Source organism: Alteromonas sp. HB246098, from assembly GCF_054890645.1.
On record NZ_JBTZUG010000007.1, the window covers coordinates 63,828 to 78,835 of the forward strand.

The window sequence follows — 15,008 nt, forward strand, 5'->3', positions numbered from 1 at the left end:
TCGCTAATTCAACTGACGAACCTTTGAGGCAGAAAGTGTAGTACTGCTTCTCAGTCGACGCGAGTAGGGGAAGAAGTCCTGTTTCGAGCGGCATTCTCCTACAACCGTAACTGTAGCTTGTTAGTGCGCGGGTTCATAAACGAACTATACGCCTAACCTGGCTTTATTTACCGGAGTGAAGGATGCCAAAAAAAAATTCTACCGATACTAAGATTTACGTCCTCGATACCAATATTCTGCTGCACGAACCTCACGCTTTTCTCTCCTTTAAAGAACATGATGTTGTTATTCCAATGACCGTATTGGAAGAACTCGACTACATAAAAGACAGTAAGAAAGACGTGGCGCGCGATGCACGGGTATCCATTCGGGCGATGGAGGACTTACTCCACGACGCAACGCCAGAAGATATGCTTGCAGGTGTATCGATGGAAGGACTTGGCGCGGGGCAAACTGCGCCTACAGGTAGCCTATCTATCTTTGCTGATCTCAATATGGTCGAAGCCCAGCAAGTTTTTACCAGCAACGAGAACGACAACCGTATTATCAACGTTGCGCTGCACTTGCAAAAGACCTTTGCGCCGCAAAAAGTGGTGTTGGTAACCAAAGACTTAAACATGCGCCTTAAGGCAAAAGGGGCCGGCCTTGCTCATGTTGAGGACTATCGAACCGACCAGCTTATTACCGATATCAAATATTTATCTCGCGGGTTCCATACCTTTGAGGGAAATTTCTGGGACAGCGTAAAAAGTGTGGATAGCCGCAGTGAGGGCCGTGACACCATTCACACCATACCAAAATCCATGCTTCCAGAGGCGTATATCAACGAGTTTTTGCTTGATGAAACGAAACAATTCGCAGGCTTGGTAGAAGAGATTACTGACGATCACCTAGAGGTACTGGACTTAGGCTACGAACGCTTAATGGGTCGCCACGCCTGGGGTATTACACCTAAAAATATTGGCCAGGCCATGGCGCTTCACGCCTTGCTAGACCCGCATATTGATATGGTTATTCTCACAGGCCCTGCAGGCAGCGGCAAAACGTTACTTGCTCTAGCGGCTGCCCTTGAAATGGTGGTAGAACGCAACATGTATGACAAAATCATTGTTACGCGAAGTACGCCAGAAATTGCTGAGTCTATTGGCTTCTTACCGGGTACTGAAGAAGAAAAAATGCTGCCTTGGTTGGCGGCGATTACTGACTCACTTGAAGTGCTTCACAAGCATGATGAAAACACCAAAGGCTCTATGAATTACATCATGGAAAAGGCCAATATCCAGTATAAGTCGGTAAACTTTATGCGGGGGCGAAGCATCCAAAACGCGATTGTAATCTTGGATGAATCGCAAAATTTAACCGCGTCACAGCTTAAAACTATCATCACCCGTTGTGGTGAAGGAACTAAGCTAATAGTGGGCGGTAACTTGGCACAAATAGACAGTAACTACTTAAGTGCTGTGACTTCGGGCTTGACCTATCTAGTTGAGAAATTTAAAGACTTCTCGGGCAGTGCCACCATTAATCTAGATGGCGTTGTAAGAAGTCGACTAGCGAGCTTTGCAGAAGAAAACCTCTAGCGAGTTACTCTTCCCAAGTATTTTATTTAAAGCGCCTTAATCAAAAAGGCGCTTTTTATTTTTACATTCAGTGAAGATATTTTCCCAATACACCAAGGATGAATTTATTCCTTTTATTCGACAGTTTCCACTTGATAGCGCCCTGTCACAATGTGGCGTTCAGTATCTTCAGATACTTGTCCAAACGGAACGAGTGCGGGACCAGTTGGGTCATAGAGCACGTAGGTGTCGCCCTCGTGCTCTATAGTTCTGTCGTCGGCCATGGGCGTCAAGGCAATACCGAGCAAGGCATGATTTGGTAAAAATACCATGATCATTTTCGTGGACGGTAAAAATGCGCGCACCATCGACGACGCCAGTACCGCTTTACTATCGCAATCACCTAAATTTTGCATAATTACGCTGACAGGCGGCGCATAGCCAGAACCGTTGCTTGCAACTCTATCTTCCAAAGTGTCGTACGGGATACTTTGAAGCCAGCTAAGAATCAATGAGAAATAGGCTCTGGAATCTGACTCAGAAGCCACCTTTTCATAAAACGCTTGTGATGCTGCTATCAATGGTTTTACCGATTCGGCAACATATCGCACGTGATCCGGTTTTATCGCTTTTTGATTAAACAAAGTAGTGAAGCGAGTAAAGTAATGGTCTCGCAAGTACCTATCGTACTCTTGCTGTTGAATAGCTTTTAAATTATCGAGTATTTCTTCAACTTGCGCTTCGTCTGAGCCTGTAACCTGAATATCAATAGACTCTCGTTTGGGCGTTATCTTCACACGCGCAACTTTAGGGTCTATTTTTTTAGCTTCTTTGGTTAATGCAACAATGATGTATCGCTGTGCTATTTTCGGTTTGTAGTTAGCTTGTCGCGAGGGGGCCTCTTTCAGCGCACTGTTGGGTAGCTCAAAGGAAATCGATTGTCTCGCATTATCGTTATCTAACCAAACATAACTGAAGCTAACACCTGTATCAGTTTTTGTTTTCTTGTACTGAAGCTGTTCGCTGTGGGCAATAAACGAAAAGAGCATGGTGGAAAGCAGCAAAAGTACGCCCGCTGGCCTTAAGCCGCAAGGCAAATAAACACTCGATGTAGACAAATAGCTGCTAGGCGTTTTATTTGCCACTGGTATGCGCACCGTATTTCACTTATTCGTAGTGTATTGAGTATGCGCGCCTGTGTGTAAAAAACAAGTTTATGCCCAAACGAAATGAGCAGGCGGTATAAAGCGCGTATTAATTAAGGCGTTGTCTTTCGGATAAAAATAAGGCGACATTCGTCGCCTAATCATCAAACCAGTTTAACTCATCGTGAAGGCTTACCACACTACCTACAATGATTAATGTAGGGGGCTGCAGCTGCGCTTCTTCTTGCTTAGCAACAATATCTGCCAGGGTGCCTGTTAACACCTGCTGCTTTTCAGTAGTGGCCGACTGAACTAGTGCTATTGGCGTTGAGGCATCAAGCCCATGTTCAATCATTTTTTCACAAATGATAGGCAAACCTGTTAGCCCCATATAAAACACAGCGGTTTGGTTTTTTTGTGCAAGGGCAGGCCAGTTGAGCTCTATACTGCCGTTTTTTAAATGGCCTGTAGCAAACACCACAGATTGTGCGTGATCTCTATGGGTAAGCGGAATGCCTGCATAGCTTGATGCGCCGCTTGCTGCGGTAATGCCGGGAACTACCTGAAACTCAATACCATGCTGAATAAGGGTTTGAATTTCCTCTCCCCCACGACCGAATATGAAAGGGTCGCCGCCTTTTAAGCGCACCACGCGATTACCTTTTTTCGCTTCATCAACCATTAGCTGATTAATATCGTCCTGAGGCAGCGTGTGATTGCTTTTGGCCTTACCTACATAGATTTTTTCAGCATCGCGACGCACAAGCTCAAGAATTTGTGGTGAAACTAAGCGGTCGTAAACAACAACGTCAGCTTTTTGCATTAAGCGAAGAGCGCGAAAGGTAAGTAAGTCAGGATCGCCAGGACCTGCCCCTACCAAATACACTTGCCCTTCGACTTTTTTGTCTTCAGCGGCAGCTTGCAGCGCTAAGTCAAACGCTTCATCAGCTTTTTGGTCTTGGCCCTTTTCAACCATTTCTGCAATGTCGCCGTCAAGAACGTCCTCCCAAAAGTAACGTCTTGCAGTTACACCGTTAAGCGTCTGTTTTACTTTTTCGCGGAATTTTTCAGAAAACGCACCCAGTCGACTTAAGTTAGCAGGCAGTACAGTCTCTAACTTTTGACGTAAATAGCGAAGCAAAACAGGCGCTACACCACCACTACTCATAGCAATGATAATAGGGGAGCGGTCAACAATAGAAGGGGTAATAAACTGGCATAGTGGAGTGTTATCTACCACATTAACCAACACTTTGTTGGCGCGAGCTAAGTCGTGAATATGCTGGTTAACATTGCCCTTGTCGGTGGCAATAAACACCATGTCTTTATGGGTAAGGTCGCTATTTTCAAACTCACGTTCAATCAGCGTGACTTTCTCATTTAACGCTAGTTGCTTAACCGTGTCACAAACCCAAGGTGCAACTACTGTAATGGTTGCAGGCGTCTTCATAATAAGCTCTAGCTTACGGGCTGCCACTTCACCGGCCCCAACAATAAGGACATTGAGTTTTCTAGCGTCTAGGAATAGCGGAAAGTAATCCATAAAGGTTTTCTTAGCTTTAAATACAGAAAAAGAACTGACACTATTTTGCGCCAATTCTTTTTAATTAGAAAACAACGAAAACAGCCTTCATATTGCAATTAGTTATATAAAGGCTGAATGTTCTGCTATTTAGTTCTTACGCTTACGGTTTTCGCGGTCCCCGCGATTGCCTCGGTCTTCACGGTTGCCGCGAGGTGCTCTGTCACCACGGTTACCACGATCGCCACGACCTTTAGCAGGAGGCGTATCAGACCATTCGCGAATATTCAAACGCTGACCAGCAACACGGGTGCCCTGAAGAGTATCGCGGGTTTCCTTAGGCATGCCGTCAGGAAGGTCTACCGTGCTGAAGTTGTCATAAATTTCGATAGCGCCAATGTGCTTCGAGTTTATGTTTGCTTCGTTCGCAATAGCGCCAACGATGTTGCCAGGCTTCGCGCCGTGAACATGACCTACCTCAATACGGAAACGCTGCATGCCTTCTTCTGGCTTGCGGTTACCACGTGGTACTCTTGGCTTTCTTTCGCGACCATCGCGAGAGTTTCTATCACGGTTATCGCGCGGAGGCTTGCTATTAATGTCTGGTCGATCTGACTCTTTAAGAATTAACGGCTCGTCGCCTTGCGCAATTTTAAGTAGCGCAGCCATGATGGTTTCAGGCGATGCTTCGTTTTCTTCTTTAATCATCTCAACAATAGGCATTAATGATTCAATGCTATCGTCTTGAGTAGCTTCGGCAACCGACTGTTTAAAACGGCTTAAGCGTGTCTCATTGATTTCGCTGATTGAAGGAATAGGCATCGCTTCAATAGGCTGCTTAGTGGTTTTCTCGATAGAGTACAACAAGCGTTTTTCGCGGTGAGAAATAAATAGGATTGCATCACCTTGACGACCAGCACGACCGGTACGACCAATACGGTGTACGTAAGACTCACTGTCATACGGGATATCGTAGTTGATAACGTGACTTACACGCTCAACGTCAAGACCACGGGCAACTACGTCAGTAGCTACAAGAATGTCGATTTTACCCTGCTTTAGCTTTTCAACAGTGCGCTCACGGGCTGCCTGAGGAATATCACCGTTTAGTGGCTCTACATCGTAACCACGCGCAGACAGCTTATCTGCTAATTCAACAGTAGCGGTTTTCGTGCGTACGAAAATGATCATACCGTCGAACACTTCCACTTCCATGATGCGGGTTAGCGCTTCAAGTTTGTGGTGCGGTGCGATTTGGCAGTAACGCTGACGAATCGTACTTGCTGTGCTTACCTTTGAGGCAATTTTAACGTGCTTAGGGTCTTTTAAGTAACGCTGAGTAATTTTCTTAATTGGACCAGGCATAGTTGCCGAGAACAGCGCCGTTTGGCGTTCTTCTGGTGCGTGGCTAAGAATAAGTTCAACGTCATCAATAAAGCCCATACGAAGCATTTCGTCAGCTTCGTCTAGCACCAAGAACTTAAGTTCGCTTAAGTCTAGTGTCTTGCGCTTTATATGGTCGATGATACGGCCTGGTGTACCGACAACCACTTGAACGCCGCGCTTAAGCTGGCGAATTTGATTGTCGTACGACTGACCGCCGTATACTGGAAGTACTTTAATTTTTTGACTAAAGCTCGCATAAACCTGAAACGCCTCTGCAACCTGAATAGCTAGTTCACGGGTTGGGGCCAATACCAGTAATTGCGGCTTACGTTGCTCAGGATCGATATTTGCCAACATAGGCAGGGCAAACGCAGCGGTTTTTCCTGTCCCTGTCTGTGCCTGACCGAGTAAATCGTGTCCTTCAAGAATAAGAGGAATACTCTCAGCCTGAATAGGAGACGGTTTCTCGTAGCCAACTTTTTCAAGGGCTTGTAAGATTGGTTCTGGTAAATTGAGGTCTTTAAATGTCATGTCGACAGTTGTTGTCATTAAGGGTCCTGGTGCATTAAGTAAGGAGGGTGCGGCATACGACTAAACCGTACTTTTTCGGTTTATTATCGCAAGACGCTATACAGCGTTGAACTGGCCTGTCCGGCGAGTTAATGAAGCGTATTCTTAGCGTATTTCGCGATATGCTTGCCAGCAGTGTTGCAAAAAACAGTATTATATTCGAATAATGGACAGGTTGCCACGAAATTGCACAAATTCGATGAAATAATAAGCAGTTTAGTCAGTGCTTTTGACATAGAGCTGGAATGTGACGACAAAAATCTGAGGAAGGGCAAGGAATTACAATGACAAAGCATAGAACTAATAAATTAATTAAACGCACCACGTTAGCAGTTATGTTAACCAGTGCACTTTTGTCAGGGTGTAGCGAGAAGTCGATGGAAAGCCATTTGGCTGATGCGAGAAACTATGCCTCTCAACAGCAGCTTGATGCCGCCATCGTTGAATACAAAAACGCTATTCAAAAGGGGCCTAATGCGGCAGAACCTCGCTTTGAGCTTGGAAAACTGTACCTACAACAAAATAATTATGCGGCAGCAGAAAAAGAACTTAACAAGGCAATGGACTTAGGCCACCCCGTAAGCCAAGTTATTCCATTGTTATCAGTTGCCTACCAGCAGTCAGGAGCAGAAAATGCCCTTGCTGAAGTAGATTATCGCGCAGAAGGAATGACCGCGGTTGAATCCGCAGAAGTGGGCTTTTATAAGCTTCAAGCACTTATGCAGCTTGGTAAAAACGAAGAGGCGCAAGCGCTTCTAGCCGAGCTTTCTACCCTAGATACCAGTTCGGTTTACAAGGGCCTTATTGATAGTTACGCTTTTGTGCTAGAAAACGATATGGAAGGCGCATTAGCCGCAACAGAAGCCTTGCGTGAGCAAGCGCCGACCAACAAAGACGTATTGCAACAGCTTGCCAAAATTTACCTGCAAAATGGCGAACCCGAAAAAGCCGCAGAGGTGTATGGCGTTTACGTTAGTCAGTTTCCAGATGACGTTACCAGTAAATTTGCGTATGCCGCGCTTCTTATTGAAATAAGAGATCTGGATAAAGCTCAGCCTATTGTGGATGATTTGTTGGTGCTAAACGAAAACCATCCGCTGCTAAATACTTTTAAAGGCATTATTGAGTCGGCAAACGAGAATTACGCGAAAGCCCTTGAACACTTGGAAATTGCCGTTCAAAACGGTAGGAGTGATCAGGTTGTGCGTTTGGTTGCGGGTTTTAGTGCGTATCAAATTCAAGATTTCGAGGCGGCCCAGCGCCACTTAACCATGGTGGCGTCTAGCTTGCCTGATAATCACCCAGGCCTTCGAATGCTGGCAGACAGCATGCTCCAACTCGGTGAAAACGATGAGGCCCTTGAGGTTCTAGCTAGAGTTGAAGGTGAACAAGGTGTTGATGCTGCCCTGTTTTCGAAAGCCAGTTATCAATTGCTTAGAGAAGGCAACGTTGTTGGCGCTCAGCAGATGATAGAAAAATCAGAAGGGGTTAGTACCACAGCCGAAGACTTATCACGTTTAGGTGTTTTACAGCTTTCATTAAACGACATTGATGGGTTAGTAAACCTTGAGCAGGCGGTTGAGCAAGCGCCTGAGTCTGTCACCTCACAAGCAACCTTACTGCGCGCCTATATAGCGACTAACCAGCTTGAAAAAGCGAAAAGTGCGGCCAAAGAGTGGCACGAAGCGTCGCCACAGACTGCGGCTCCCTTGATCTATTTAGGAAACATTGCAACGGCAGAAGGGGCTTATCAAGACGCGGCGCAGTACCTAGATAAAGCAAGCGAGCTCAACGACGCCGGTAATGAGGTTACGTACTCCAGAGCTAAATTGCTGGTTGCCGAGGGCAAGAAAGAAAATGCAGTTGCGTTTATCCGCGCTTTTATCGACGAGAACCCTGCTGACGTCCAAGCTTTGGCGCTGTGGTTCGCGCTCGCAATGGAAAGCGGCAATGCAGACGCCGTTGTTAAGCATGCACAAACGCAGTTTAATGCTAATGAAGGCGATATTAATCTAAGACTTTTACTCGCGAGAATGTACTCGCTTAATAACCAATTAGATAAAACCGTTTCGCTGTTGAGAGCTGTTGAAGGTGATGAGTCATCACCTCAGACTTTCTGGAATTTAAAAGGCCAGGCACTTATTGCCACTAATAACGTAAAAGAAGCCACGACCTTCTTTGACCGCTGGTTATCAATTTACCCACAAGATAAAAATGCGGTATTGGGCAAGCTGCTTATCGTAGACTCTCAAAAGCAATTCAAGCAAGGGTTAGCGCTAACAAACAAGGTGTTATCTAAGCGCCCAGACGCTCAACTAACCCTCTTGAAAGCGTATTTTCATAGCCGTCTTGGTCAATCTAAACCGGCATGGGAAATTATCAATAATGTCTCTGACGAGGTTAAGGCATTGCCGTTCGTAAGAGGCATTATTGCGCGTTTACATCTTATAGATAAAGCACCAGAGCAGGCCGTAGATCACGCCAAAGCCGCTTATGACGCTACTTCAAACTCAGACAATGCTTTGCTGCTTGTTGCAGCCCTTGAGATGTCAGGTAAAAAAGAGCAAGCGTTTAGCTTTTTGCAAAAGCATGTAAATGCGCACAATAACGACGTACAAAGTGCAATGTTGTTAGCTGAGCGCCAAATAGGTAATGATAGAGCCGCAGCTATAGATACCTATGAGCTTATACTTACAAAAACGCCTGATAATTTTGTGGTGCTTAACAACTTGGCGTATTTAGCGTTTGAAGAAAAAAACCTTCAGCGAGCAGAAGAGCTAGCGAAAAAAGCGGTATCGCTGCAAAGTGAAAATGCTGATGCTGTGGACACATTAGCGCAGATTTATATCGCTAAAGGTGAGAAAGAAGAAGCGCTAACCTTGTATGAGCAAATATCAACAGGGCCCATTGCTAGCGATGAAGTGTATTTAAATCACGTCGCCTTATTGCTTGAGCTCGATAAAAAAGAGTTAGCAAAACGACGCTTAGCAAGTAGGGAGTTTACCTCTGAAGCCGCGAAGCAAAGAGTAGAAAGCCTTAAGCAGCAATACGGCGTGTAAGGCGCTTTGATAAAGGTTTTAGCTATTTAACTGACTTTGTTAGTTTTCTTTAGTAGCAAAAACTGAAATGAAAGAAGGCCACTTATCGTGGCCTTCTCTTTATGGTTGCCTGCCTGTCTGCTTGGGAAGCTTCTGATTAACTACCTGTGTCTAGACAGCCTCAGGCACTTATTCTCTGCTATTTCGTGACGCGACCTGCGCTTTTAGATCCCGTAACTCTTTGAGCACGTCATGCAGCGTAGGCTCGATCTTGCCTTGTGCGATTTGCTCTTCAAGTAAGGCGGCTTCTTTTTCTGCTCTTGCCTTTTCGTTTTCTCTTTCCATCACATTTACCACAATGCCGATAACCATGTTGAGGAAAGCGAATGCGGTAAAGAATATAAAGGTTAAGTAGAAAATCCAACTTAGTGAGTACACTTCTTGAGTTTCGTACATCACATCTGTCCAATCTTCGAAGGTCATGATCCTAAAGAGTGTCAGCATAGAGATGGTGATATCGCCCCACAACACAGGGTTAATATTTTCAAACAATGTGCTGCCTACCGCTGCGTATATATAGAAGATGATAAACATCAGCAGCATGACATAGCCTAGCTGAGGCAAAGCTTTCACTAGAGAAACAAGGAGTATTCTAAGCTCTGGGATGATTGAAATCATACGAAGCACGCGGAAGACCCGCACTAAACGCGCAATCAGCGCAAGCTCAGTGTCGTCTGCCGGGATTAGACTGATAACTACAATGAGGGTGTCAAACCAGTTCCAGAAGCTTTTGAAAAAGTAACGCTTTTGCTTCTCCGCTAGAAAGCGAATTGTGATTTCAGTTAGAAAAAAAGCGCTAATAAACCAGTCTAAAAACAAAGTAATAGATGACATGCCAGTGGGTAGTTCATAGGTCTTCGCACCGACTAATAACGCCGATATCACGATGACGCTGATAACAAAGGCTTCAAACCATTTGTTTGCTCTTATGCGCTCAAATTTATTTTGTAGTTCAGAGGCTTGCATTTTTATTTATCACTCAAGAAAAAAACAATAAACCAAGAGGCTTGTCGTAAGCTTACTTGGCGTTATACTAAAGTTGTTGTTCGCACACTTTATGCGCCAAAATGTAGGGGCAAAAAGGCGACTTTAAAGCCTTAAACCCGGCAAAAATAACATCACTAAAAATAGAGACAAATTCAAAGGGCATAATCATGGATGATGAGTTACAGCTGTTGCAAGAGAAATTACGCGCCGTTTCAACGCGTTTATCTAATTTTGTAATGACTAAGCAAAATGCCGAAGCCTTATGTGCTGACTACCGGCAGCTGCTGGGTGCTTTACAAAAGTTTTCTTGCGGCAAATAAGCACGCTTTTACACCACAACATATAGTGTATAAACGCTAAACATGTACAAAAAAGGGCAGCCAGTAGCTACCCTCTTTACGTCGTATTCAAACGCTTATCTAGCGATATAAAACAACCTATTTGTTGCTATTGCTCTCGACTGGCTTAAGACCGCGGTTGATCATAGCCACATCTTCACCTGTAAGGGTTCCCGCCGCTTGCTTAAGTGTAATAACAGACTGAATGAAGTCATAGCGCGCACCAGCAAGATTACGACGCGCATCAAACAGGTTACGTGTGCTATCAAGCACATCAACAATAGTACGCGTACCTACATCAAATCCAGCTTCTGTTGCTTTAAGCGCGCTGTCTGCTGAAACCACTGACTGTTCAAGTGCGCGAATAGTTGAGATAGATGCTTTTACATTGTTAAACGAGCTACGAACAGATTGTACGGTTTGACGATACGTTTGTTCTGCAGCTTGGCTAGCAGCAACGTAGTTGTACTTCGCTTGCGATGTTTGCGCGCTTACACTGCCGCCTTGGTAAATAGGCACGTTCAGTGAGATACCAATTGATTGGCTATCGAGATAAGGCGTTTCATAACCAAATGGAGTCGTTGAGCCATCGTCGTTAAGAATTTCAGCGTCTACATCGTCTTTAGAGCGGCCATAGCTGCCAGACAGCGACAAAGTTGGTAAATGACCCGAACGTGCAATGGCGATGTCTTCTTTCGCCACGTCCATAGCTAAACGGTCTACCAGCAGTGCTAAGTTTTTGTCTTGAGCGGTTTCTAGCCAGCTATCTACGGTTTCCGGCACCGGCATTGTGGCCGAGAAATTATCTTTATTTAATCCGTAAAGACGGTCGTGATATTTACCTGTAATCACGCGCAGCGCTTCAAGAGCAAATTCAAGTTCATTTTTAGCCTGAATCTCCTGAGCGACTGTGCTGTCGTAGTTTGCTTGCGCTTCATGCACGTCAGTAATCGCAGTAAGACCAACTTCAAAACGTTGACGGGTTTGTTCAAGTTGACGCTCAATCGCACGTTTTTCTGAACCTACAAACTCTACGTTGTCACGGGCGCGCAACACGTCAAAGTAAGCCGTAACCGTACGTACAATGAGGTCTTGCATGCTTGCCGCAAGTTGTGCATCGCTTTGTTCAGCAATTTTTTCAGCGCGGTCTAAGCCCAACCAATTAGCGTGGTCGTACAACGACATTGAAAGTGTTAACCCGTAGTCGATGGTGTCTACTTCTGTATCTGTGGTAAATACCTGAAGGCCGTTGTCACCAGCAGCTTGTTGAAAGCGTTCAGAATCTGACATGGTGTAGCCCACAGAGCCAGAGATTTGCGGTAGTAGACTTGCACGACTAATACTAATTCCTTCAAACGCAGCATCACGTTGCGCTTTCGCTTGGTTTACCAATGGATCGTTCGCCAGTGCTTGTTGATATACCTGCATTAGGTCATCGGCTAGTGCACCAGTTGTCATCGAAACACCGATAACCAGCGACAGAAGTGTTCGTTTCATGCTTACGTCTTCCTGTTGTGTTCAAGTTGCGTCGTCATTTATTCGTTAAGACGACTTATTAAAACCAAGTGTATGAAAATTCAACCACAAACCGAAAGTCCAAACTCGTAACAGTATTCGTTTAACTGTAACAGAATATGTGATCTACCCACGCAATTTTTATAGTAATAGACGACTTGTAATATGAGTTTTCTGTTATTCGTACACACTCAACATCGCATTTTACATGCGTATACATGGTTGATGTGTAAATGTACTATGTATGATAAATCTATTTGAACCATAAGTGTCAGCAAATGAGCAAGGAATTCCTTTCATTTACCTCAAATGACGTCGAAATCACCGACATTAAGCCAGTGTATCGTGGTTTCTTTACCATGAATCAGTATCAATTTAAGCACAAGTGTTTCAATGGAGAATGGAGCGACACAGTGACTCGCGAAATTTTTGAACGCGGTCATGCGGTGGGCGTTTTGCCCTACGATCCTATTCTTCAAGAATTCGTGCTAATTGAGCAGGTTAGAATTGGGGCGTTAGCCACATCTTCAAGCCCTTGGTTAATAGAAATTATCGCAGGCATGATAGATAAGGGTGAAACACCAGAAAATGTGTGCCATAGAGAGTCGATGGAAGAGGCGGGAATAGAGTTACAAAACTTGACCAAGGCCCTAAGCTATTTATCGAGCCCAGGCGGTACTACTGAAAGATTACATATATTTATAGCAAAGACTGATGCAAGCTTGGCAAAGGGGATTCACGGGCTTGAAAGCGAGTCTGAGGATATCAAAGTGCATCGCGTAAAAGAGAATACCGCTCTTGAATGGCTAGAAAATGGCCATATAGACAACGCCGCAGCAGTAATTGCGCTACAATGGTTTTTTATGCATAAAACACAACTTCTGGAGCAGTGGCAGACATCGTGACACAACGCAAACACCGAAAATACATCCCTCATCTTCCGTCTATGCAGGCGCTTTGCGAACTGAACTATGCTTACGTTCTTAGAATGCTACCTGACTGCGATACGGAAGACTTGAGTTATGAATTTTCCGTTGGCGTGGGGTTGTCTTATGAGATTAGGATAGTGGACTCTGCTCGCTATACCAGCACGCTAAGCATCAAGCAAACTACCAAAGATATGCCGTCGTACCTAACGCCAACTATGACGGTTCGCCTATATCATGATGCGCGCATGGCTGAAGTGATAAACAGCCAAAATACCGGGGCCCTTGAGCCTTCTTACGAATACCCTAATTTGAAGATGCGCCAGCGCAACGAAAAGCATATGGTAAATATCTTTTTAGCTGAGTGGCTAAACTTTTGCCTGCAACATTCAACAAACGTTACCTCTGAAGCGTGATATCACTAATACAGATAAGTGATTGCCACTTATTTAAGGACAAAGACAAAACCGGTTACGCGGGTATAGCGCCTTATCACTCACTAATCCGAGTACTTAGCGCTGTTCGGCAGGTCCTTGCAGATATTGCTGATTCAAAAAAGCAAAGCGCTAATAAAGAAACTATTGGACAAGAGCCGAAAGTGATAGTGCTGGTTACTGGAGACATCAGCGGCGATAACTCCCCCGAAAGCTATCAGCACTTTACCGCATTAATGGAGCAATATATCGAGCCAGAAAATATAGACTGGTTTGTTCTTGCTGGAAATCATGACAACAATCCGCATTTCGAAAACTATCTCGGTAGTCGTCACTTGCAGAGCACCAACCCGATGAGCTTTTCGAACTGGCAAATACACGGTATGGATACCCGCGCTTCAGGCAATATGCACACGGCGGCGGGAGAGGTAAAAGGCAGCGATTTAATTGCATTAAAGCAATCGCTAGATGCATCATCGAACGTTAACCACCTTGTTGCGCTCCATCACCATGTATTGCCTTCGAAAAGCTGGATGGATAAACATTTTTTGGCTAATGCGCAGCACCTTGAGTTGCTTATCAATGAATATCCGCAAATAAAGGCGTTAATTCACGGTCATATTCATTCGCCATTGCGCCAAGAAATAGGAACGAATAGCACACCTTCTTACGGAAGCCCGTCTACCTGCTGGCAGTGGCAAATGCGCGCTGAATTCGGTGTAAGCGAAGCGGCACCTGGGTACCAAGTAATTAATTTAATGGATGATGGAACGGTAGACGTTAGGGTTACCGAGGTCTAGGTCTAAAATAGTCCAAAGTACAGAGAACAACACAGTAGAGAACAGTATGCAGCACATCTTATATCTTCATGGCTTTTTGAGTTCGCCGAAGTCGATAAAGGCCCAAGCCACTAAACAATATTTTGAGCAGCATCACTCAAACGTCACTTTACATATCCCTGAACTGTCTAATTTTCCTAGTAAAGTTGAAAGTCAGCTGCTTGAGCTTATTGATAGCACCCCAGCACTGCTCGAAAACGGGCTTAAACTGATTGGTAGCTCAATGGGCGGCTATCTCTCTACATTTTTACTAGAGAAGTTCGGCGGCAAAGCCGTATTAATAAATCCAGCGGTACGCCCCTATGAACTGCTACAAAACTTCATAGGCAATCATGAGAACCCATACAGCAGAGAAAAGTTTGAGATAGTAGAAAGCGATATGGGGGTTATAAAAGCCTTGGAGGCTGCTTCAATTAAACAGCCAGCTAGTTACAAAGTGCTGCTTCAAACGGAAGATGAAACTCTAGACTACCGCTTGGCTGCAGAGAAGTACCAGCAAAGTCACTTACTTATTGAAGAAGGCGGCGATCACAGCTTTGTTGGTTACGAAAACCACTTACCTGCTATCGCAGAGTTTTTGCTAAAATAAGCGCATTGCCAGTCTTTACTAGCCCTGCTAACATCAAATATACGCCGTGCAGTGCTGTAATTACTCACAGTAGTGTGTGCTTTCTTTCCTTATCGCTGGC

12 protein-coding genes are annotated in these 15,008 nt (G+C 44.8%); 7 read left to right on the plus strand and 5 right to left on the minus strand.

Features of this window, described 5'->3' with window-relative positions:
* The first annotated feature begins 182 nt into the window (after positions 1-182).
* Positions 183-1,580, plus strand: a complete 1,398-nt coding sequence (locus ACYTPF_RS14870) for a PhoH family protein (RefSeq protein ID WP_461852769.1) — start codon at positions 183-185, stop codon at positions 1,578-1,580.
* A gap of 113 nt (positions 1,581-1,693) precedes the next feature.
* On the opposite strand, the gene ACYTPF_RS14875 is transcribed toward ACYTPF_RS14870, so the two are convergent.
* The 3 genes from ACYTPF_RS14875 to ACYTPF_RS14885 form a co-directional block, all read right to left on the minus strand.
* Positions 1,694-2,704, minus strand: coding sequence for a hypothetical protein (locus ACYTPF_RS14875; protein ID WP_461852770.1), 1,011 nt, complete (start codon positions 2,702-2,704; stop codon positions 1,694-1,696).
* Positions 2,705-2,861: 157 nt separating this feature from the next.
* Positions 2,862-4,247 (minus strand): siroheme synthase CysG, encoded by a 1,386-nt coding sequence (cysG, locus tag ACYTPF_RS14880; protein ID WP_461852771.1) that lies wholly within the window; start codon positions 4,245-4,247, stop codon positions 2,862-2,864.
* A 129-nt stretch (positions 4,248-4,376) separates the two neighbouring features.
* The gene (locus tag ACYTPF_RS14885; protein ID WP_461852772.1) at positions 4,377-6,161 is read right to left on the minus strand and encodes a DEAD/DEAH box helicase; all 1,785 of its coding nucleotides are present in this window, start codon (positions 6,159-6,161) and stop codon (positions 4,377-4,379) included.
* A gap of 305 nt (positions 6,162-6,466) precedes the next feature.
* Between ACYTPF_RS14885 and prsT the strand changes: the two genes are divergently transcribed.
* Positions 6,467-9,241: an XrtA/PEP-CTERM system TPR-repeat protein PrsT gene (gene prsT, locus ACYTPF_RS14890; protein ID WP_461852773.1), complete on the plus strand. Its 2,775-nt coding sequence runs from the start codon at positions 6,467-6,469 to the stop codon at positions 9,239-9,241.
* A 168-nt stretch (positions 9,242-9,409) separates the two neighbouring features.
* Here the strand turns inward: prsT and ACYTPF_RS14895 are convergent, their stop codons facing one another.
* Positions 9,410-10,246: an ion transporter gene (locus ACYTPF_RS14895; protein ID WP_461852774.1), complete on the minus strand. Its 837-nt coding sequence runs from the start codon at positions 10,244-10,246 to the stop codon at positions 9,410-9,412.
* Positions 10,247-10,434: 188 nt separating this feature from the next.
* Between ACYTPF_RS14895 and ACYTPF_RS14900 the strand changes: the two genes are divergently transcribed.
* Positions 10,435-10,587: a hypothetical protein gene (locus ACYTPF_RS14900; protein ID WP_461852775.1), complete on the plus strand. Its 153-nt coding sequence runs from the start codon at positions 10,435-10,437 to the stop codon at positions 10,585-10,587.
* A gap of 117 nt (positions 10,588-10,704) precedes the next feature.
* Here ACYTPF_RS14900 and tolC read toward each other — a convergent pair whose 3' ends face one another.
* On the minus strand, positions 10,705-12,102 hold the full coding sequence (tolC, locus tag ACYTPF_RS14905) for an outer membrane channel protein TolC (RefSeq protein WP_179982322.1): 1,398 nt from the start codon (positions 12,100-12,102) through the stop codon (positions 10,705-10,707).
* A 296-nt stretch (positions 12,103-12,398) separates the two neighbouring features.
* Between tolC and nudF the strand changes: the two genes are divergently transcribed.
* Genes nudF through ACYTPF_RS14925 form a run of 4 tightly spaced genes read left to right on the plus strand, consistent with a single transcriptional unit; the run spans position 12,399 to position 14,908 of the window.
* Positions 12,399-13,025 carry an ADP-ribose diphosphatase gene (nudF, locus tag ACYTPF_RS14910; RefSeq protein WP_179982323.1) on the plus strand — a complete coding sequence of 209 codons (627 nt, stop codon included), beginning with the start codon at positions 12,399-12,401 and terminating at the stop codon, positions 13,023-13,025.
* A gap of 41 nt (positions 13,026-13,066) precedes the next feature.
* Complete coding sequence (locus ACYTPF_RS14915; RefSeq protein WP_461852864.1) at positions 13,067-13,462, plus strand: DUF1249 domain-containing protein; 396 nt, start codon at positions 13,067-13,069, stop codon at positions 13,460-13,462.
* Positions 13,459-14,280, plus strand: a complete 822-nt coding sequence (locus tag ACYTPF_RS14920) for a metallophosphoesterase (protein ID WP_461852776.1) — start codon at positions 13,459-13,461, stop codon at positions 14,278-14,280. The genes ACYTPF_RS14915 and ACYTPF_RS14920 overlap by 4 nt, the downstream gene beginning before the upstream one ends.
* 46 nt (positions 14,281-14,326) lie before the next feature.
* Entirely contained in the window at positions 14,327-14,908 is a 582-nt protein-coding gene (locus tag ACYTPF_RS14925) for a YqiA/YcfP family alpha/beta fold hydrolase (RefSeq protein WP_461852777.1), read from the plus strand.
* Positions 14,909-15,008: the final 100 nt, after the last annotated feature.

Bases quoted from the DNA above. Each gene is read 5' to 3' on its own strand.
- ACYTPF_RS14870 (WP_461852769.1), top strand. From the start codon at position 183: ATGCCAAAAAAAAATTCTACCGATACTAAGATTTACGTCCTCGATACC.
- cysG (WP_461852771.1), bottom strand. From the start codon at position 4,247: ATGGATTACTTTCCGCTATTCCTAGACGCTAGAAAACTCAATGTCCTT.
- ACYTPF_RS14885 (WP_461852772.1), bottom strand. From the start codon at position 6,161: ATGACAACAACTGTCGACATGACATTTAAAGACCTCAATTTACCAGAA.
- prsT (WP_461852773.1), top strand. From the start codon at position 6,467: ATGACAAAGCATAGAACTAATAAATTAATTAAACGCACCACGTTAGCA.
- ACYTPF_RS14895 (WP_461852774.1), bottom strand. From the start codon at position 10,246: ATGCAAGCCTCTGAACTACAAAATAAATTTGAGCGCATAAGAGCAAAC.
- ACYTPF_RS14900 (WP_461852775.1), top strand. From the start codon at position 10,435: ATGGATGATGAGTTACAGCTGTTGCAAGAGAAATTACGCGCCGTTTCA.
- tolC (WP_179982322.1), bottom strand. From the start codon at position 12,102: ATGAAACGAACACTTCTGTCGCTGGTTATCGGTGTTTCGATGACAACT.
- nudF (WP_179982323.1), top strand. From the start codon at position 12,399: ATGAGCAAGGAATTCCTTTCATTTACCTCAAATGACGTCGAAATCACC.
- ACYTPF_RS14915 (WP_461852864.1), top strand. From the start codon at position 13,067: ATGCAGGCGCTTTGCGAACTGAACTATGCTTACGTTCTTAGAATGCTA.
- ACYTPF_RS14925 (WP_461852777.1), top strand. From the start codon at position 14,327: ATGCAGCACATCTTATATCTTCATGGCTTTTTGAGTTCGCCGAAGTCG.